Genomic DNA, 16,824 nt, shown 5'->3' with positions numbered 1-16,824 from the left:
CGTCAATAGCCGCCCACGATCGGCAATATCTCGCCGGTGATGTAGCTCGAGCAGTGCGGCGAGGCGAGGAACACGTAGGCCGGCGCGATCTCCTCCGGCTGCGCCGGCCGTTTCATCGGCGTATCAGCGCCAAATTTCGAAACATCGCCGGCTTCCTTGTCCGAGGGGTTGAGCGGCGTCCAAACCGGGCCTGGCGCCACGGCGTTGACCCTTATGCCCTTCTCGACAAGGTTGCCCGAGAGCGCGCGGGTGAAGGCATGAATGCCGCCCTTGGTCATGGAGTAATCGACCAGTTGCTTCGAGCCCTCGATGCCGGTCACTGAACCGGTATTGATGATCGCCGAACCGGGTTTCATGTGCGGCACGGCCTCCTGCGCCATGTGGAAATAGCCGTAGAGGTTGGTCTTCAGCGTCGTATCGAAATGCTCCTCGGTCAGCTCGCTGAAATCGCTGGAATGGACCTGGAAAGCGGCATTGTTGACCAGCACGTCGATCCGCCCAAACTCCTGCACGATCTCAGCCACCGCGTTGTGGCAGTGGTTGCGTTCGCTGACGTCGGCCTTGATCAGGATGCAGCGCCGGCCTTCCGCTTCGACGGCCCTTTTGGTATCTTTGGCGTCCCTATCCTCCGAGAGATAGACGATCGCCACATCGGCGCCTTCACGCGCATATAGCACGGCCACCGCACGGCCGATGCCTGAATCGCCGCCGGTAATGACGGCCACTTTGCCGTCGAGCTTTTTCGATCCGATATAAAATGGCGCATCGTAAAGCGGCGCCGGCTCGATCGCCCATTCATGGCCCGGCTTCGGCTGGTGCTGCTCGGGGAAGGGCGGCTCGGGATATTTGCGGGCGCCGGCCTGCATGGCGCCTTTTTGCTTGCCATTGGATTTGGACTTGTCCTTCTCGTCGATACGGCGCTGGATATGCCGTTGCTTGGCGGCCTCGCCGGCGATTTCCGATTTCATCTGCATGGTCATCTCCCTGGCTTGAAACCCAACAACGCATATCCGGCGAAAAGGTTTATGCGACCACGTCATTCCTTGAGCCCGGCGACACGCTCAGCAGCGGCCGTTGCAGCAGCGGCAGATGGCCGACGACGCTGAAGGCCGCGTTCCTGACGCCTTGCATGATGCCGTTGTCCGATTGGGCCAGCGAGAGGATGCGCTCGCTGAGCGTGATCCACCGTTGCCCCACCGGGTGGCGTTCGCTTGTGTAGCCGGCAAGCGTGCCGTCGACGAAACGCCTGGCGAATGACGCGGCGTCCTCGATGCCGAGATTCATGCCGCGCGCGCCCAACGGCGAATGCACATGCGCGGCATCGCCTCCCAGGAAGACGCATGCGGTTTGATAGCGCGGCGCCTGTCGTACCGGAATATGGAAGCGGTCGGCCCGCAACAACCGCGTGATCCGGTAATTGCCGGGGATGCGCGCCAACGCATCCTCGCTGTTTGAAACCGCGCGATAGCGCTTCTCGCCGATCGGGATGACGAAACCGACGTCGCCGTTCCTGTGAAGAAATGCGTGGGCGGCCATCGGCTCATAGGGCCAATCGTCGATGTCGGCGTCGGCAATGCTCCATTGCCGCCGATGCGTGTAGCCATCGAAGCCGATGCCCATGGCATCACGCACGGTGCTTTGCGCACCGTCGGCTCCGAAGACAAGGTCGAAACTTGCCTCGTCACGGCCGTCTGGCGCCTCGATCCGCACCTCGGCGCGGCCTTTGTGCTCGGCCATGCCGACAAATGTGCTTCGCCATTCGACGTCGATGCCAAATCCCTTGAGCGTATCGGTCATCAGCGATTCGGTGTCGCGCTGCGGCAGCGACAGCAGGAAATTATGGCGGTGCGGCAGGATCGAGAAATCGATCTCGCCGAGCGCTCGTCCTTCGAAGTAGAAACGGGCTCGGCGAATTTTCAATCCTTCGGCGAGCAATCGGGCAGCGACTTTGGACGGTTCAAGGATGTCGAGGCTGTGCGAACTGATGCCGACCGCCTTGGCGAGCGGCGTCGGGCCTTCCTTGCGGTCGATGATGCGAGGTGCAATGCCGCGCCTTGCCAGTTCGACTGCCGCCGTCAGCCCGGTCGGGCCGGCGCCGACGATCAGGATGGAAGCGTCCCGCGAAGCCGTCATCGTCGGGCGTCAGCTTTTTGGCAGTGCGTAGGCAATGATGTCGTCGCCGATCCTGGTCTCCATGAAATGGTGGCCGCCGGGTGCAAGGGTCGCCAGCCAGGTCAGGACGTAAAGCCATACACCGGCGGCATTGCCGGCAAGCAGCAGGCTGCCGGCGGCCAGCAGGGCGATCCCGGCGGGCAGATAGTACCAGGATCCGCCCAGCGCGATCAGCCAGGCACCGCCCCCTCCGATCAGCAGGCCGAGGATCGTCAGCAGCGCGCCGACGAACATCGTCCACCAGAAGGCAACGCCGGACCGGCGGCGAATGGGATGGGGGTGGGGGATGGTCATGATGCTTATCCAGGTGAAACAGAACGTGACCTCATCCGAACGTATGGAGGGTTCGATGGTTTCCGGTCAGCCCGACCTGATGGGCCAGGGCGGGGTAACCATTCTGTGATCTCCGCTGCTCCAGCCGGAACTTACCCACGCAGCCGCAGTTAGGCACTTTGGGGGGTGAGTATGGTTTGCTGGATGCGAAATCGGCGAGGGGATGCCGCAGGTCTTTTCAAGGAGTGCCAACGGCATTTCACGCTTCGCTCTGTGGGGCGCGTGTTTCATGGCCATCTTTGCGGCTCTCGGCGGTACCGCCGTCTTGCGTTCGGACTTCGTCACCGGCGTTGGCCGGCCGTTGGCGCAACCAGTGCCGTTCAGCCACAGGCACCATGTCGGCGAGCTCGGCCTCGATTGCCGTTATTGCCATAGCGGCGTCGAGACTGCGTCATCGGCGGGTCTGCCGGCGACCGAGGTGTGCATGACCTGCCATTCGCAGCTGTTCACCAACGCGGACATGCTGGCGCCGATACGGGCAAGCCTTGCTTCCGGGCAGCCATTGCAGTGGCAGCAGGTGAACAGTGTCCCCGACTTCGTCTATTTCAATCATTCGATCCATATCGCTAAAGGCGTCGCCTGCGAGACGTGCCATGGCGAGGTCGACGACATGCCGCTGATGCGGCGGGCGCACGCACTATCGATGGAATGGTGCCTGGCATGCCATCGCGATCCCGAGCCTAATTTGCGTCCGCCGCAGGACGTGTTCCTGATGCACTGGAAGCCACCGGCCGGCATCGCCGAAATCCGCCGGTCACTCATCAGCCTTCTCGATATCCACCCCGAGACCATGACCGACTGTTATGTCTGCCACCGCTGACAAACCGATCGCGGCTCCAGACATGGCCGGCCTGCGCGAACGGCTTTCGCCCGGCCCGGAGCTGTGGCGAAGCCTCGACGAGCTCGCCGATACGCCGGAATTCCGCCGCTTCGTCGATGCCGAATTTCCCTCGATCGCCGAGCGCATCCCGCGGCTCGACCGGCGCACGCTGCTGAAGCTGATGGGTGCATCGCTGACGCTGGCCGGGCTTGCCGCCTGCAGCCGGGCCGAAGACATCCTGCCTTATATCCGCCAGCCGGAAAACATCGTTCCCGGCAAGCCGCTTTATTACGCGACCACGCTTTCGAGCGATGGCTACGGTATCGGTGCGGTGGTCGAAAGCCATGAGGGCCGGCCGACCAAGGTGGAAGGCAATCCCGGCCATCCGGCCTCGCGCGGTGCGACGGACGCCATCATGCAGGCGGCGGTGCTGTCGCTTTTCGACCCCGATCGCTCGCGCATGCCGCTGAAACACGGCGAACCGGCGGCCTATGGCGACTTCCTTGCCGACATGGCCGAGCTCACCTCGCAGCTGGCCGGCTCAGGCGGTGCCGGCGCGGCGCTGCTGATCGAGGCGACGACCTCGCCCACCATGAAGGCGCAGCTCGAGGCGCTGCGCGCGCGCTACCCCAGGCTGAGGCTGTTCCAGCACGATCCCCTGGCAACGCCATCCGGCGCCGAAGCCACGCAGACTCTTTTCGGCAGGGCGCTTGCACCGGTCTACCGGTTCGATCGCGCCGACGCGATTGTCAGTCTCGACGCGGATTTCCTGGGCGAGGGCCCCGGCCGTCTCGCTTACGCCCGTGACTTTGCCGCGCGGCGTCGCGTGCGCCGGGCGGACGATACGATGAGCCGGGTCTATGCGGTGGAATCGACGCCGACGATCACCGGCGCTGCCGCCGATCACCGCAGGCCGGTGCGGCCGAGCGAGGTCGAAGCCGTCGCCGCGGCGCTGAGCGCGGTGCTTGGCGGCGAAGCGGCGCCAAGCGCCTTGGCACTGGACCCGGCCTGGTTGGCTGCCACTGCGGACGACCTGAAGGCGGCCGGCCGCTCGGCGCTGATCGTGCCGGGCGCCCATCAAACACCGTTCGTCCATGCCGCGGCTCTTGCCATGAATGCGCGGCTTGGTGCGCTTGGCAACACCGTGGAACTGATCGAGCCGCCCGACGCGATGCCCATCGAGGGCGACCTCGCTGCACTTTGCCAGGCGATCGCCGCGCGAGATATCGACACCGTTGTCATACTCGGCGCCAATCCTCTCCACACCGCACCTGCGGGGCTCGATGTCCGCGACGTGTTTTCGCAGCTGAAGCTTCTTGTCCACTGGGGTCTCTACCGCGACGAAACCGCCTTCGTCGCACACTGGCATGTCCCTGCTGCGCATGATCTCGAGAGTTGGAGTGACCTGCGCGCCCATGACGGAACCGCGTCGATCGTGCAGCCGCTGATCAGGCCGCTTTACCAGGGGCGGGCGGTGCATGAAATCCTGGCCGTGCTTGGCGGTGAATTAGCTGTTTCTGCGCTGCCGCTCGTCCGCCGGACATGGGCACAAACGACTTGGGCGCAAGCACTGGACGATCCCGCGTGGCGAAAGGCGCTTCGCGACGGCTTTGTATCCGGCAGTGCCAGCACTCCAGTCGATGTTGCGATGCCGGCGGATTTGCGCGGCCTGAACCCGCGCGTCGAAGCGGCCAAAGGCGTCGAAATCCGTTTCGTCGCCGATCCCTGGCTGCGCGACGGACGCAATGCCAACTCGTCCTGGCTGCAGGAATTGCCGCGGCCACTGAGCAAGATCGTCTGGGGCAATGCAGCGCTGATGTCGCCAGCGACGGCGGGGCGGCTTCAGGTGGAAAACGCCCGGGTCGTCAATATCGCCTCGAACGGCACGGACATCGATGCGCCGGTCTGGATCATGCCTGGCCATCCCGACGAGACCGTGACACTTGCTCTGGGCTTCGGCCGGAAGCTCGGTTCGGTGGCAGCACTCGCCGACGGCCACGACGCGTACAGGCTGCGAAGCCTCGAGGCTCCCTGGATCGTCTATGGCGCCACGGTCGCGCCGCGGGACGGCAGTGCGCGGGTCATCACCACGCAACACCATCAGGCGATGGAGGGCAGGGCGATCGTTCGCCATGCCTCGCTCGAGGCCTTCCGCAAAAATCCACACTTCGTGCGCGACGGCGCCCCGCCCGCGCCAACCGGATCGCTCTATCCCGACTGGCAATACAGCCAGGAAGCCTGGGGCATGTCGATCGACCAGTCGGCATGCATCGGCTGCATGGCTTGCGTTTCTGCCTGCCAGGCGGAAAACAACATCGCCACCGTCGGGCCGGACGAGTCGGCACTCGGCCGTGAGATGCATTGGCTGCGGATCGACCGCTACTACTCCGGCCCGCTCGACGATCCCGACGTCTTTTTCCAGCCGGTGCCTTGCATGCATTGTGAGAAGGCGCCGTGCGAGGTCGTCTGTCCGGTCAACGCCACCACCCACACCCATGACGGGCTGAACGCGCAGGTCTACAACCGCTGCATCGGCACGCGCTACTGCTCGCAGAACTGCCCCTACAAGGTGCGGCGCTTCAACTTCCTGGACTTCCAGGAATTCGACAAGGATGCGGCCGGACCGGAACAGGCCGCGCACAATCCAGACGTCAGCGTCCGTTCGCGCGGTGTGATGGAAAAATGCACCTACTGCGTCCAGCGCATTTCCGAAAAACGCATCAAGGCGCAGATCGAAAACCGCCACATCGCCGACGGCGAAGTGGTGACCGCCTGTCAGCAGGCCTGCCCGACACAGGCGATCGTTTTCGGGGACCTCAACAGCAAGGGCGCCGCTGTCGTGCAGGAAAAAGCAGCGCCGCAACACTACGCCTTGCTCGAGGACCTCAACACGCGACCCCGCACCACCTATCTCGGCAAGATCAGGAATATCAACGGCCGTCTCTCGCCAGGCGGGAAAGCCGATGGCTGAGGCTATTGCTGGAAAACCGGGCGCACTGCCCGTTCTGCGCGGCCGGCACGACCTTCCGGAGATCAGCGGCCGTATCAGTGCGATCGTCCTCGACGGCAGGCTGCCGCGCTATTTCTGGACCGCGTTTTTCGCCTGCTTCGTCTTCGTCCTCATCTTTCTCTATTCGATTACCTATCTGATCTCGGTCGGCGTTGGCGCCTATGGCGTCAACATTCCGGTTGTCTGGGGCACGATGATTGGCAATTTCGTCTGGTGGATTGGCATCGGCCATGCCGGCACGCTGATCTCGGCGGTGCTTCTGCTTCTGCGCCAACCATGGCGCGCCTCGATCAACCGCTTTGCCGAGGCGATGACGCTGTTTGCCGTGGCGATGGCGGGGCTTTTCCCGATCCTGCATCTCGGCCGCCCGTGGTTCTTCTACTGGCTGCTGCCGCTACCCAACACGCATATGCATTGGCCGCAATGGCGCAGCCCACTGGTCTGGGATTTCGCGGCGATCGCCACCTATGCTAGCGTTTCGCTGATGTTCTGGTATATGGGCCTGCTGCCCGATCTCGCCGTCCTGCGCGACCGGGCGAAATCGCGCCCGGCGCAGCTGTTCTACGGGATACTGGCGCTCGGCTGGCGCGGTTCGGCCTTTCATTGGGCGCGCTACCAGACGGTCTATTTCCTGATGGCGGCACTGGCCACGCCGCTGGTCGTCTCGGTGCATTCGATCGTCTCGCTCGACTTCACCTTCGCCATCACGCCGGGCTTCCATTCGACTATCTTTCCTCCCTATTTCGTTGCCGGCGCGCTGCTGTCCGGCTTCGCCATGGTGCTTACCATCGCCATCCCGCTGCGCTGGGCGTTTTCGGTCCAGGATCTGATCACGCCGCGGCACATGGACAATGCCGCCAAGCTGATGATCGCCGCCGGCATGATCGTCATCTACGGCTATGCCTCCGAGGCTTTCTTCGCCTGGTATTCGGGCGAAACCTATGAGCGCACGATGATGTGGCAGCGCGCCTTCGGACCTTATGCGCCGCTGTTCTGGACCATGCTCGCCTGCAACGGCGCTGTTTTGCAATTGCTCTGGTTCCGCCGGGTGCGCCTCAACATGGCGGTGCTGTTCGCCATTGCCCTGATCATCAATGTCGGCATGTGGGTCGAGCGCTACGTCATCGTCGTCACCGGGCCAAGCCGCGATTACCTGCCGTCGTCCTGGGGCGAACAATCACTGAGATGGCTCGACTTCGGCATCCTGTTCGGCTCGATCGGCACCTTCTTCGCATTGGTCTTCCTGTTCATCCGCGTCCTGCCGGCCATCACCATTTTCGAGGTCGAGGAGCTGGCCGGGGAGAGGGGCGGCGCAAGATGAGCCTTTACGGCGTCATTGCGGCTTTCGCCGATCCCGAAGCGCTGACCGAGGCGGTCCGCACCATGCGGGCGCGCGGCTACCGGCGCATGGACGCGTTCTCGCCGTTCCATGTGCATGGGCTGGCCGACATGCTCGGCATGCGCAAGACGCGCTTGCCATGGGCCATCCTTGGCGGCGCCGTCGCCGGCGCGGTGTTTGTCTATGGCCTGATCCTCTATTCGGTCGAGATCGATTTTCCGCTCAATGTCGGCGGCCGGCCGCTGCATTCCTGGCCGGCCTTTCTCGTCATCGCCTTCGAGGCCGCGATACTTGGCGCTGCGCTGGCCGCATTCTTCGGCATGCTGGCCGCCAATCGCCTGCCCGAATATTACCACCCGGTCTTCAACGCCACGAGCTTCACCTATGCGCGCGGCGGCAAGTTCTATCTGCTCGTCGAGGCCGCCGATCCGAAGTTCCGCAAGGGCGTGACCAAGGGCCAGCTGACACGGCTCGGCGCCGAAACCGTCGAGGAGGTGGAGGCGTGAACATGCGCACGATCCTGCTGTCGGCAGCCTTGCTGGTCGCCGGCTGCCGGCAGGACATGGAGGACCAGCCGCGCTACGATCCGCTCGAAAGCAGCAACCAATTCGCCGACGGCATGTCGGCGCGGGCGCCGGTCGAGGACACAGTCGCACGCGATGCCGATCTTTCGCCGGTACCCGACACTTTTCCCTATCCGGTCACGATGACGCTGCTGCGGCGAGGCCAGCAACGCTTCGACATCTTCTGTTCGCCTTGCCACGGCCGCGCCGGCGACGGCCACGGCATGATCGTCGAGCGGGGCTTTCCGGCGCCGCCGACCTATCACCAGGACGCGTTGCGCAAGGCGAGCGACAGGCATTTCTACGACGTCATCAGCAACGGCTATGGCGCCATGTATTCCTACGCGGCGCGTGTCCCGCCTGCCGACCGCTGGGCGATCGTCGCCTATATCCGCGCCCTGCAATATTCGCGCGATGCACCAATTGCCGAGCTGCCGGAAAGCCTCCGCGCCGAGCTCAATGCGGAGCCGGATCGATGATGCGGGCGATGATGCGGCTTGCCGCCGAACGTTTGATTCTGCCGGCGCTTGCTGTGGCCGCCGTCGGACTTGTGCTTTGCGCCACGGGATTGGCCTTCGACTTCAGAGCCACATTGGCCGGCTGGCTGCCTGCGGCGCTCTTCCTGCTCGGCCTGCCGCTCGGGGCGCTGACCATCCTGATCGTGCATGGGCTGACCGGCGGCCGCTGGGGCGAGGCAATCCGCCAGCCGCTGCGCGCTCTCGTCGCGACGCTGCCGCTGGCGCTGCTTCTGCTGCTGCCGGTTCTGCTCAGGCTCGACCTGGTCTTTCCCTGGGCGAGTGCCGACGCGGCTGCATTGCCCGAGACGGTGCGCCAGAAATTCTCTTATCTGAACGTTCCGTTCTTTTTGCTGCGCTTTGCCGCCTGCGCCGCGATCTGGCTGGTGGTGGCGTGGCGCGTGCTTGACTGGACAACGACCGATAGCGGCCGTGGCAGCGCCGGCCGCGGCAAGGCCTATGCCGCTGGATTGATTGCGCATGGGCTGGCGGTCACGATCTTTGCCATCGATTGGATGCTCTCGCTTGAGCCGGAGTTCTCCTCGACCATCTATGCGCTGCTGGAAGCGTCCGCCGAAGTCGTTGGCGCTTACGCCCTGGCGATGACGGTACTGTGCGTGAACCGCTCGATCGAGGTCATGCCGGGCGGCGAGGAGGATGTCGCGCTCGGCGAGGATTTGGCCAACATGCTGTTCGGCTTCGTGTTGCTCTGGACTTACCTGTCGTTCATGCAATGGCTGGTGACCTGGGGCGGCGACCTGCCGAACGAGATCCGTTGGTACCTCATCCGCAGCAGCAATGGCTGGCAGTATCTGCTCTGGCTGCTGATTGCGCTGCAATTCGCGGTCCCCTTTGCCGGGCTGCTCAGCCGGGATCTGAAGCGCAGCCATGCCGGCCTGCTGTCGATCTGCGGCATCGTGCTGGCCGGCCACTACGTCGATGTCCTCTGGCGGATCAGACCGCCGTTGGCGGACGGTAATGTAATCGCATTCTGGTACGATCTTGCCGCGCTGGCAGGAGCTGGCGGCCTCTGGCTTGCGCTGCTGCTTTTCGCGCTTGGCCGGCCGGACCGGATCGCCCTCTGGTGCCGGAGGCCGGTCCATGGCTAGGGCAGCCCGCCATCCCGAAACGCGCGACGTCTGGCCGGGCGCGCTGCTTGCCTTCGCGGCCGGCCTGCTGCTGCTCCTGGCCGCAACAGTCATCGTCCTCGGGCTCGTCTTCGACACCAGGCCGTTCGGGCCGCTGCCGGGGCCATCATCGGTCGGCAACCGGGCCAGTCCAGCCTTGCAGCGCTTTCCAGAAGACGACCTCGCTGCCTTCCGCAAGGCGGAGGAGCAGGAGCTGAACAAGGTCGGCTGGGTCGACCGCACCGCCGGCATTGCCCGCATTCCGATCGAGGACGCCATGTGGGCGATCGTCAGCCATGGTTTGCCGAACTGGGGGCAGCCGGCGCCGGCCGCCGGCGCCGACTGCCGATTGGGCGAGGCCGAGATACCACGCGCGCCACAGGCCGCGCGCTGCCGGACCGCGCCAGGCCAGGGAGGCCGGCCGTGAAGGCCTGGCTAACCGCTTTTTCCCTTCTCGCGGCACTGCCGGCCATGGCTTTCGCACGCCCGGCCTTCGATCCCGAGATCGGCGCGCAGCTCAGCCTCGACCGGGTGTTTCGCGATGCGTCCGGCGAGCAGCGCACGATCGGCCAAATGCTTGCCGGCCGGCCGGCGCTGCTGATTTTCGGCTACGACAAATGCCCGAACCTTTGTGGTGTGACCCAACAGGCGGTCGCCTCGGATTTGAAAAAGACCTCGCTCGACCCCGACACCTATCGCGCTTTGTTCGTCTCGATCGATGCCGCCGACACGCCCGAAGATGCGGGCGATGCGCAAGCCACGGTCGCCGCGGCGGCCGACGCGAGGAACCTGTCGGCGTGGCGGTTCCTGACCAGTGCCGACGGCGCCGGCGGCGCCCTTGCCGCGGAAGCCGGCATCAGTTTCGACACCCGCGCCAGGATCGACCAATTCGCCCATCCGATCGCGGTCATCGCGCTGACGCCAAAAGGCCGGATAGCGCAGGTGCTGCCGGCGCTGAGCTTCACGCCGCGCGATCTTGAGCTTGCCCTTGTCGAGGCATCTTCCGGCAGGCTCGGCTCGATCGCCGATCATGTCTTCCTGCTCTGCGCCGGCTTCGATGCGTCCAAGGGGCGATATACGCCGGCGATCTGGGCTGCGTTGAAGCTCGCCAGCATCGTCATGGTGGTGGGGTTGGCGACGGCCATACTGCTGGCGCGCGGGAGGCGGGCGTGAGCTTCGGCATCCGGTTTTTCCCGCAGGAAGCCTCGTCCATCGCAGGCAGCGTCGATGCCTTGTTCTACACATTGCTGGCTTTCGCACTCGCGCTCGGCCTGTTCCTGACCGTTCTCGTTGTCGGCTACGCCGTCAAATATCGTATCGGCTCCGCAGCCGACCGTACAGGGGCGCGTGCCCGCAGCCTGCCGCTGGAGATGACGTGGACCATTGCCAGCCTGGTGATGGCCTTCATCTTCTTCGGCTGGGGCGCAGTCCTTTTTTGTCCGGCGCGACCGTCCGCCACCGGACGCCGTCGAGATCGCCGGCCTCGGCAAGCAATGGATGTGGGAATTCCGCCATCCCGGCGGCCAGCGCGAGATCAACGAGCTGCACGTGCCGGTCGGCAAGGCGGTGGTGGTGTCGCTGGCATCACAGGACGTCATCCACTCCTTCTACGTGCCAGCCTTTCGGGTCAAGCAGGATGCCGTTCCCGGACGCACGGCCAATGTCTGGTTCATCGCCACGCAGCCGGGGCGTTATCACCTGTTCTGCGCCGAATATTGCGGCACGCAGCATTCCGAGATGGGCGGCTGGGTGACGGTGCTGGCGCCGGAGCAATATGCATCATGGCTCGGCAGTCAAGGTGAAGGCGAAAGCCTTGCCACGAGCGGCGGGAAACTGTTCCGCGCGCTCGGCTGCTCCGGCTGTCACGGCAATTCCAGCAAGGTGCGGGCGCCCGGCCTCGATGGGGTTTTCGGCCAGCCGGTGGCGTTGGCCAACCGGCAGACGGTCATCGCCGACGAACGCTATCTGCGCGATTCGATCCTTGTCCCGAACAAGGAAATCGCCGCCGGCTACCAGCCGGTGATGCCGAGCTTCGACGGTCTCGTTGACGAAGCCGAACTGCAGATGCTGATGGCCTATCTCAAATCCCTATCGCTCCAATCTCCCTCGTTACCGGCGGCAAAAAACGAGGCGCCGCAATGAGCAGCGATTTGGCGTCGGCAAGCTATCTCGCAGAAGGTGCCGGGCCGCGCTCCTGGCTGCTGACAACCGACCACAAACGGGTGGCGTGGCTCTATTTCGTCTCGCTGACGGCCTTCTTCTTCCTCGGCGGAACCTTTGCCGTGCTGATGCGCATCGAGCTTGCGACGCCGGCCGGCGACCTGGTCTCCGACGATGTCTACAACCGGCTGTTTTCGCTGCACGGCATCATCATGGTGTGGTTCTTCCTGGTGCCGTCGATCCCGGCAACGCTCGGCAATTTCCTGCTGCCGCTGATGATCGGCGCGCGCGACCTCGCCTTTCCCCGGCTCAACCTGGCAAGCTGGTACGTCTTCATGTTCGGCAGCCTGTTCGCGCTCGCCTCGGTGGTTTTGGGCGGCGTCGACACCGGCTGGACCTTCTACACGCCGCTGTCGACGCTCTATGCCAACGGGTTTGTCTCGACCGCGGCATTCGGCGTTTTCATCGTCGGCTTTTCGACGATCATGACCGGCATCAATTTCATCGTCACCGTCCACACCTTGCGAGCGCCTGGCCTCACCTGGTTCCGGCTGCCGATCTTCGTCTGGACCCTGTACGCCACCAGCCTGGTGATGGTGCTGGCGACGCCGGTGCTTGCAGCATCGCTGATCCTCATCGTGCTGGAGCGCGTCTTCGGCATCGGCATCTTCAATCCCGCCCTCGGCGGCGATCCGCTGCTGTTCCAGCATCTGTTCTGGTTCTACTCGCACCCCGCCGTCTACATCATGATCCTGCCAGGTATGGGAGTGGTCTCGGAAGTGCTGCCTTGCTTTAGCCGCCGGCCGCTGTTCGGCTACAAGGCCGTCGCCCTGGCTTCGATGGCGATCGCCGTCTTCGGCTTTCTCGTCTGGGGCCACCACATGTTCGTCAGCGGGCAGTCGGCCTATGCCGGCGTGGTGTTTTCGTTCCTGTCCTTCTGCGTCGCGATCCCATCGGCGATAAAGGTCTTCAACTGGAGCCTGACGCTGCGCAAGGGCGAAATCAGCTTCGAGACGCCGATGCTTTATGCGCTGTTCTTCCTGGCATTGTTCACCTTCGGCGGGCTGGCCGGCCTTTTCCTTGCCGCGCTCGCCATCGACGTCCACGTTCACGACACCTATTTCGTCGTCGCCCATTTCCACTACATCATGGTCGGCGGCATGGTGACCGCCTACATGGCAGGGCTGCATTTCTGGTGGCCGAAACTCACCGGCCGAATGTATTCGGAGGTTTGGGGGCGTATAGCCGCGGCGGTCACCTTCATCGGCTTCAACCTGACCTTTTTTCCGCAATATGTGCTCGGCTTTCTGGGCATGCCGCGGCGCTACCATACCTATCCGCCGGAATTCGCTTTCTGGCACATCCTGTCGTCGGCAGGCGCCGTGGTGCTGGCGATCGGCTATCTGATGCCGCTCCTCTACTTGGCATGGTCGCTGTTTCGAGGCGCGCAGGCGCCGGCCAATCCGTGGCGAGCGACCGGGTTGGAATGGCAAACAAGCTCGCCGCCGCCAGCGCATAATTTCGATCGCATGCCGACCGTCACCAGACCAGCCTACGACTATCCGATGAAAGGCCTGACCGAGAAACGGTCGGACCCGGTGGAGGATCTGGTTTGAAGTCACCAACGACAAGCATCGCCTTCGACCGGCCGGCTCGCGAAACGGCAGCCGACAGCTTTGCCATGTGGGTGTTCATCGGCTCCGAGGTGATGCTGTTCGGCGCCATCCTGCTCGTCTTCATGTTTGCCCGGTTGAGTTATGGCGACGCCTTCGCCGGGGCGGCGAAGCATCTGTCGCTGCCGTTGGGCACGGCCAACACCGTCGTCCTGATCACCAGCAGTTTCGCTGTGGCGCTCGCCCATATGTACACGGCCGCGCGGCGATGGCGCGCCGCTGGCTGGGCATTGGCTGCGACGGCGCTGCTCGGCGTCGTCTTCCTGGCGATCAAGGCGACGGAGTACGCCAGGGAATTCAGCGAAGGGCTGGCGCCGGTGCTCGGCGCACCTTTCATCTATAAGGGCCCGGATCCTGTTCATGCCGAATTCTTCTTCGGCCTCTATTTCGCGATGACGTCACTGCACGCCTTGCATCTGATTTGCGGCGTAATCGTCATCGGCGGCATCCTCGCGCTGTGGCCACGCACGATCGAGGCCAGCCGGTTCCGGCGCGTGCAGGCAATCGGCCTCTATTGGCATTTCGTCGATATCGTCTGGGTCTTCCTGTTCCCCGTCCTCTATCTGATCAACAGATGAGCGAGTTCCGCAAACTCACGCTTGCTTATATCGGGCTTTTAGCCTTGCTGGCCCTGACCGTCGGCTCGTCCTTCCTCGCGCTCGGCGGCTTCAATTCGGCACTCAATCTGGTGATCGCCGCGGCCAAGACCGCCGTCATCGCCATCCTGTTCATGCATCTGGCCAGCGACGGCGTCCTGCCGCGTCTTGCGGTCGCTGCTGCCGGGTTTTGGCTGATGATCCTGTTCGGGCTGACGCTGATCGGACAATAGGCCGAAGCGGCGCACCTCGTGATGCCTTGCCTGCGCTCGGACCGGCCTTACAGGGCCGGCTTTTGCTCGGCCGCTGACGTAGAAATCTTTTGGCCATGGCCATTGCCATTGAGTTGCCTGGCCTCGTCCTCGGCTGCGTCTTCGAGCTTGGCGACGAGCAGATCCTTGAGGTCGCCAACCTCTTCCTCGATGTCTTCGATGGGTACGCCGGCGTCGGCCGCCTCTTCCTTGCATTCCCTGGCGAGGATTTCCGCCTCCCTTTCAAGCCTGATCGGAGGCGGCGGCACATGAACGTTTTCGTGGATCCAGTCCTGCAAGAATTCTATCGCACTGTCACTCATGGCGCTCACCTATAGCGGCAACCCTGTAGTGCACATTAACGTACGTGCTGCAAAATGGATGCTTGGCAACGCCGGATTTCGGGTAGCGATACTTGACGATAGCGTGATTGCTAGGAACTGGAGCTTCTGCAGCCAAATGGAATCACTTGGCGTCGCGGAATTGCGTCTAACCAGACAGTTGGAGCGGGATCTAATTTGAAAGCATCCCGCCCTAAGACGTGTTGCGCCGACGCGCCGGTGTTGCTCGATTCGGATCGCTTGTCGGCCGACCATCGTCATCGGCAGCAGCCGGTCGTGCCGGCCGCTCAGCGGCGCGGTCGGCGCGCATTTTGCGTTTATGCGCCATCCAGAACGGCAAGAGCTCGGCAAGAAAACTGTATATCGTGGTCTTCATCGGCATGCTCCGGACAACGGTTACAACTCGTGGTCCCGCATTTCCGTTCCGACAAAGAGTTGCGTTCCGACAAATCCGTCGCTTCTACAATTGCGATTCGATCGGCAGGCAGCCAACCAGCGCTGCAACGATGCGCCGATAGAGACTGGCCTCCGGTTCACGCGAACATTGCCGCATCTCGCCATCCGCCATGCCGAGCCACCGCAAGGCGCCTTTGTCCAGGACCAGCTGATAGCTCGTCTGCGGTGACTTTTCGTGCTCGAACAGCCGGCGCAACTCCATCACCAGATTGGCATCGTGGAAAAGCACGCCCATTTCCGCATTCAACGACACCGAACGCGGATCGAAATTGAAGGAACCGACAAACCCCAGCGTGTCGTCGACCGTAAAGGCCTTGGTATGGAGGCTGGCTCCCTTTGAGCCGAAAACGGAGATGTTGGCCTGGCGGTTGAAGGGTTGCAATTCGAAAAGCTGGATACCTTTTTTAAGCAGCTTGCGGCGGTATTTGGCATAGGCGCCGTGCACGGCGGCGACGTCCGTCGCGGCGAGCGAGTTGGTGAGGATTGCAACCTCGGCGCCACGATCCACCAGCTTCGACAGGATGGCCAACCCGGTGCGGCCGGGGATGAAATAGGGCGAGACAATTTCGAGGCGCTGCCTGGTCGCCGCGATAGCGGGAAGCAGCTCTTTGGTCAGCCAGTTCCTACGCCGCTTGCCGCGCACCTTTTCCGGCGGATCGGAAATGACGCGAACGCCTTTCGTCCAGCAGACGTCGCTGTGCGCTGCAATGAACTCCGTGATCGTGCGCCAGGCACTGAGGCTGTTCAAAAGCTGGCCGTCCGCGGTCGCATCGAGATTGTCGAGGAAATCGGCGCGCGAGCCCACCGCAGCCGGATTGAGCAGCTGGATCGGCTTTGCCGCCTCGCAATTCCAGAACGCCTCGAAGATCTGCATCGTCTGCCCTACGGCAGGACCGAGAAGCAACAGGTCGAGATCACGGAAATTTGTCTCCGCGGCGTCGAAATAGGCATCGCCGATATTTCTTCCTCCGACGATGGCCAGGCTCCCGTCGGCGATCCAGGCCTTGTTGTGCATGCGGCGGGTCATCGCAAACAGCCGGGCGACCATCTCCAGCGAGCGAAAGATGCTGCCGTTCCTCATGCCGCTGGGGTTGAACAGCCTCAGCTCGATGTTCTTGTAGCTGTTGAGCGCCAGGTAAGCGGCGTCGCTGTTGCGCGGATTTATATCGTCCAGCAGCATGCGGACGCGGACACCGCGCTCCGCCGCCTTGACGACCTCCTGCATCAGCAGCCGGCCGCTATGGTCGTCGTGCCAGAGATAGTACATCAGGTCGAGGCTGCTGGTGGCACTGCGCGCGGCAAGGATTCGTGCGGCAAACGCGTCATAATTGTCGGCGATCAGCACCAGCCCGCTATTGCCGGCAGCGATCTTGTCCCGGGCAAACCGCGAAATGGCTGTATCCATAAAGTGCACCGACAAACATCAGCGAAGCAAACCGTCTGAAATCTGACTAACAACCCTTCAGGT

18 protein-coding genes are annotated in these 16,824 nt (G+C 63.4%); 12 read left to right on the top strand and 6 right to left on the bottom strand.

Going from position 1 to position 16,824, the window contains the following annotated elements:
* Positions 1–2 precede the first annotated feature (2 nt).
* From NKJ73_RS28435 to NKJ73_RS28425, 3 genes are read right to left on the bottom strand one after another with little or no spacing between them, the layout of a single operon-like run.
* Positions 3–974, bottom strand: a complete 972-nt coding sequence (locus tag NKJ73_RS28435) for an SDR family oxidoreductase (protein WP_352571871.1) — start codon at positions 972–974, stop codon at positions 3–5.
* 49 nt (positions 975–1,023) lie between these two features.
* Positions 1,024–2,133, bottom strand: a complete 1,110-nt coding sequence (locus tag NKJ73_RS28430; protein ID WP_352571870.1) for an FAD-dependent oxidoreductase — start codon at positions 2,131–2,133, stop codon at positions 1,024–1,026.
* A gap of 9 nt (positions 2,134–2,142) precedes the next feature.
* The gene (locus NKJ73_RS28425) at positions 2,143–2,466 is read right to left on the bottom strand and encodes a hypothetical protein (RefSeq protein ID WP_352571869.1); all 324 of its coding nucleotides are present in this window, start codon (positions 2,464–2,466) and stop codon (positions 2,143–2,145) included.
* A gap of 202 nt (positions 2,467–2,668) precedes the next feature.
* Between NKJ73_RS28425 and NKJ73_RS28420 the strand changes: the two genes are divergently transcribed.
* The 12 genes from NKJ73_RS28420 (at position 2,669) to NKJ73_RS28365 (ending at position 14,541) form a co-directional block, all read left to right on the top strand.
* Positions 2,669–3,325 carry a cytochrome c3 family protein gene (locus NKJ73_RS28420; protein ID WP_502896720.1) on the top strand — a complete coding sequence of 219 codons (657 nt, stop codon included), beginning with the start codon at positions 2,669–2,671 and terminating at the stop codon, positions 3,323–3,325.
* The gene (locus tag NKJ73_RS28415; RefSeq protein WP_352571867.1) at positions 3,309–6,296 is read left to right on the top strand and encodes a TAT-variant-translocated molybdopterin oxidoreductase; all 2,988 of its coding nucleotides are present in this window, start codon (positions 3,309–3,311) and stop codon (positions 6,294–6,296) included. The genes NKJ73_RS28420 and NKJ73_RS28415 overlap by 17 nt, the downstream gene beginning before the upstream one ends.
* Positions 6,289–7,656, top strand: a complete 1,368-nt coding sequence (gene nrfD / locus NKJ73_RS28410) for an NrfD/PsrC family molybdoenzyme membrane anchor subunit (RefSeq protein ID WP_352571866.1) — start codon at positions 6,289–6,291, stop codon at positions 7,654–7,656. Before NKJ73_RS28415 ends, nrfD begins: the two co-directional genes overlap by 8 nt.
* Positions 7,653–8,180 carry a DUF3341 domain-containing protein gene (locus tag NKJ73_RS28405; protein ID WP_352457813.1) on the top strand — a complete coding sequence of 176 codons (528 nt, stop codon included), beginning with the start codon at positions 7,653–7,655 and terminating at the stop codon, positions 8,178–8,180. Before nrfD ends, NKJ73_RS28405 begins: the two co-directional genes overlap by 4 nt.
* A gap of 2 nt (positions 8,181–8,182) precedes the next feature.
* Entirely contained in the window at positions 8,183–8,716 is a 534-nt protein-coding gene (locus tag NKJ73_RS28400) for a c-type cytochrome (RefSeq protein WP_352457837.1), read from the top strand.
* Positions 8,713–9,861, top strand: coding sequence for a hypothetical protein (locus tag NKJ73_RS28395; protein ID WP_352571865.1), 1,149 nt, complete (start codon positions 8,713–8,715; stop codon positions 9,859–9,861). The genes NKJ73_RS28400 and NKJ73_RS28395 overlap by 4 nt, the downstream gene beginning before the upstream one ends.
* Entirely contained in the window at positions 9,854–10,306 is a 453-nt protein-coding gene (locus NKJ73_RS28390; RefSeq protein WP_352571864.1) for a hypothetical protein, read from the top strand. Before NKJ73_RS28395 ends, NKJ73_RS28390 begins: the two co-directional genes overlap by 8 nt.
* On the top strand, positions 10,303–11,052 hold the full coding sequence (locus tag NKJ73_RS28385; protein WP_352457816.1) for an SCO family protein: 750 nt from the start codon (positions 10,303–10,305) through the stop codon (positions 11,050–11,052). The genes NKJ73_RS28390 and NKJ73_RS28385 overlap by 4 nt, the downstream gene beginning before the upstream one ends.
* A 324-nt stretch (positions 11,053–11,376) precedes the next feature.
* Positions 11,377–12,021 carry a c-type cytochrome gene (locus tag NKJ73_RS28380; protein WP_352571863.1) on the top strand — a complete coding sequence of 215 codons (645 nt, stop codon included), beginning with the start codon at positions 11,377–11,379 and terminating at the stop codon, positions 12,019–12,021.
* Complete coding sequence (ctaD, locus tag NKJ73_RS28375; protein WP_352571862.1) at positions 12,018–13,655, top strand: cytochrome c oxidase subunit I; 1,638 nt, start codon at positions 12,018–12,020, stop codon at positions 13,653–13,655. Before NKJ73_RS28380 ends, ctaD begins: the two co-directional genes overlap by 4 nt.
* A complete protein-coding gene (locus NKJ73_RS28370; RefSeq protein WP_352571861.1) occupies positions 13,652–14,290 on the top strand; it encodes a cytochrome c oxidase subunit 3 in 639 nt (212 codons plus the stop codon). Before ctaD ends, NKJ73_RS28370 begins: the two co-directional genes overlap by 4 nt.
* Positions 14,287–14,541: a cytochrome C oxidase subunit IV family protein gene (locus NKJ73_RS28365; RefSeq protein ID WP_023677081.1), complete on the top strand. Its 255-nt coding sequence runs from the start codon at positions 14,287–14,289 to the stop codon at positions 14,539–14,541. The genes NKJ73_RS28370 and NKJ73_RS28365 overlap by 4 nt, the downstream gene beginning before the upstream one ends.
* 47 nt (positions 14,542–14,588) lie before the next feature.
* Here NKJ73_RS28365 and NKJ73_RS28360 read toward each other — a convergent pair whose 3' ends face one another.
* From NKJ73_RS28360 to NKJ73_RS28350, 3 genes are all read right to left on the bottom strand, one after another.
* Positions 14,589–14,882, bottom strand: a complete 294-nt coding sequence (locus NKJ73_RS28360; protein ID WP_352571860.1) for a hypothetical protein — start codon at positions 14,880–14,882, stop codon at positions 14,589–14,591.
* Positions 14,883–15,093: 211 nt separating this feature from the next.
* Positions 15,094–15,276 carry a hypothetical protein gene (locus tag NKJ73_RS28355; protein WP_352571859.1) on the bottom strand — a complete coding sequence of 61 codons (183 nt, stop codon included), beginning with the start codon at positions 15,274–15,276 and terminating at the stop codon, positions 15,094–15,096.
* 84 nt (positions 15,277–15,360) lie between these two features.
* Positions 15,361–16,761, bottom strand: coding sequence for a phospholipase D family protein (locus NKJ73_RS28350; protein ID WP_352571858.1), 1,401 nt, complete (start codon positions 16,759–16,761; stop codon positions 15,361–15,363).
* Positions 16,762–16,824 lie beyond the last annotated feature (63 nt).

Origin of the sequence: Mesorhizobium sp. M0074 (assembly GCF_040322975.1) — a bacterium.
Taxonomy (GTDB): domain Bacteria; phylum Pseudomonadota; class Alphaproteobacteria; order Rhizobiales; family Rhizobiaceae; genus Mesorhizobium.
This window is presented reverse-complemented; position numbering and strand designations above follow the sequence as displayed.

What these genes read in the sequence shown, in the direction of transcription:
- NKJ73_RS28355 (WP_352571859.1), bottom strand. Translation starts at nt 15,276, where the DNA reads ATGAAGACCACGATATACAGTTTTCTTGCCGAGCTCTTGCCGTTCTGG.
- nrfD (WP_352571866.1), top strand. Translation starts at nt 6,289, where the DNA reads ATGGCTGAGGCTATTGCTGGAAAACCGGGCGCACTGCCCGTTCTGCGC.
- NKJ73_RS28430 (WP_352571870.1), bottom strand. Translation starts at nt 2,133, where the DNA reads ATGACGGCTTCGCGGGACGCTTCCATCCTGATCGTCGGCGCCGGCCCG.
- ctaD (WP_352571862.1), top strand. Translation starts at nt 12,018, where the DNA reads ATGAGCAGCGATTTGGCGTCGGCAAGCTATCTCGCAGAAGGTGCCGGG.
- NKJ73_RS28395 (WP_352571865.1), top strand. Translation starts at nt 8,713, where the DNA reads ATGATGCGGGCGATGATGCGGCTTGCCGCCGAACGTTTGATTCTGCCG.
- NKJ73_RS28350 (WP_352571858.1), bottom strand. Translation starts at nt 16,761, where the DNA reads ATGGATACAGCCATTTCGCGGTTTGCCCGGGACAAGATCGCTGCCGGC.
- NKJ73_RS28435 (WP_352571871.1), bottom strand. Translation starts at nt 974, where the DNA reads ATGCAGATGAAATCGGAAATCGCCGGCGAGGCCGCCAAGCAACGGCAT.
- NKJ73_RS28380 (WP_352571863.1), top strand. Translation starts at nt 11,377, where the DNA reads ATGTGGGAATTCCGCCATCCCGGCGGCCAGCGCGAGATCAACGAGCTG.
- NKJ73_RS28420 (WP_502896720.1), top strand. Translation starts at nt 2,669, where the DNA reads ATGCCGCAGGTCTTTTCAAGGAGTGCCAACGGCATTTCACGCTTCGCT.
- NKJ73_RS28360 (WP_352571860.1), bottom strand. Translation starts at nt 14,882, where the DNA reads ATGAGTGACAGTGCGATAGAATTCTTGCAGGACTGGATCCACGAAAAC.
- NKJ73_RS28405 (WP_352457813.1), top strand. Translation starts at nt 7,653, where the DNA reads ATGAGCCTTTACGGCGTCATTGCGGCTTTCGCCGATCCCGAAGCGCTG.
- NKJ73_RS28365 (WP_023677081.1), top strand. Translation starts at nt 14,287, where the DNA reads ATGAGCGAGTTCCGCAAACTCACGCTTGCTTATATCGGGCTTTTAGCC.
- NKJ73_RS28390 (WP_352571864.1), top strand. Translation starts at nt 9,854, where the DNA reads ATGGCTAGGGCAGCCCGCCATCCCGAAACGCGCGACGTCTGGCCGGGC.
- NKJ73_RS28425 (WP_352571869.1), bottom strand. Translation starts at nt 2,466, where the DNA reads ATGACCATCCCCCACCCCCATCCCATTCGCCGCCGGTCCGGCGTTGCC.
- NKJ73_RS28400 (WP_352457837.1), top strand. Translation starts at nt 8,183, where the DNA reads ATGCGCACGATCCTGCTGTCGGCAGCCTTGCTGGTCGCCGGCTGCCGG.
- NKJ73_RS28415 (WP_352571867.1), top strand. Translation starts at nt 3,309, where the DNA reads ATGTCTGCCACCGCTGACAAACCGATCGCGGCTCCAGACATGGCCGGC.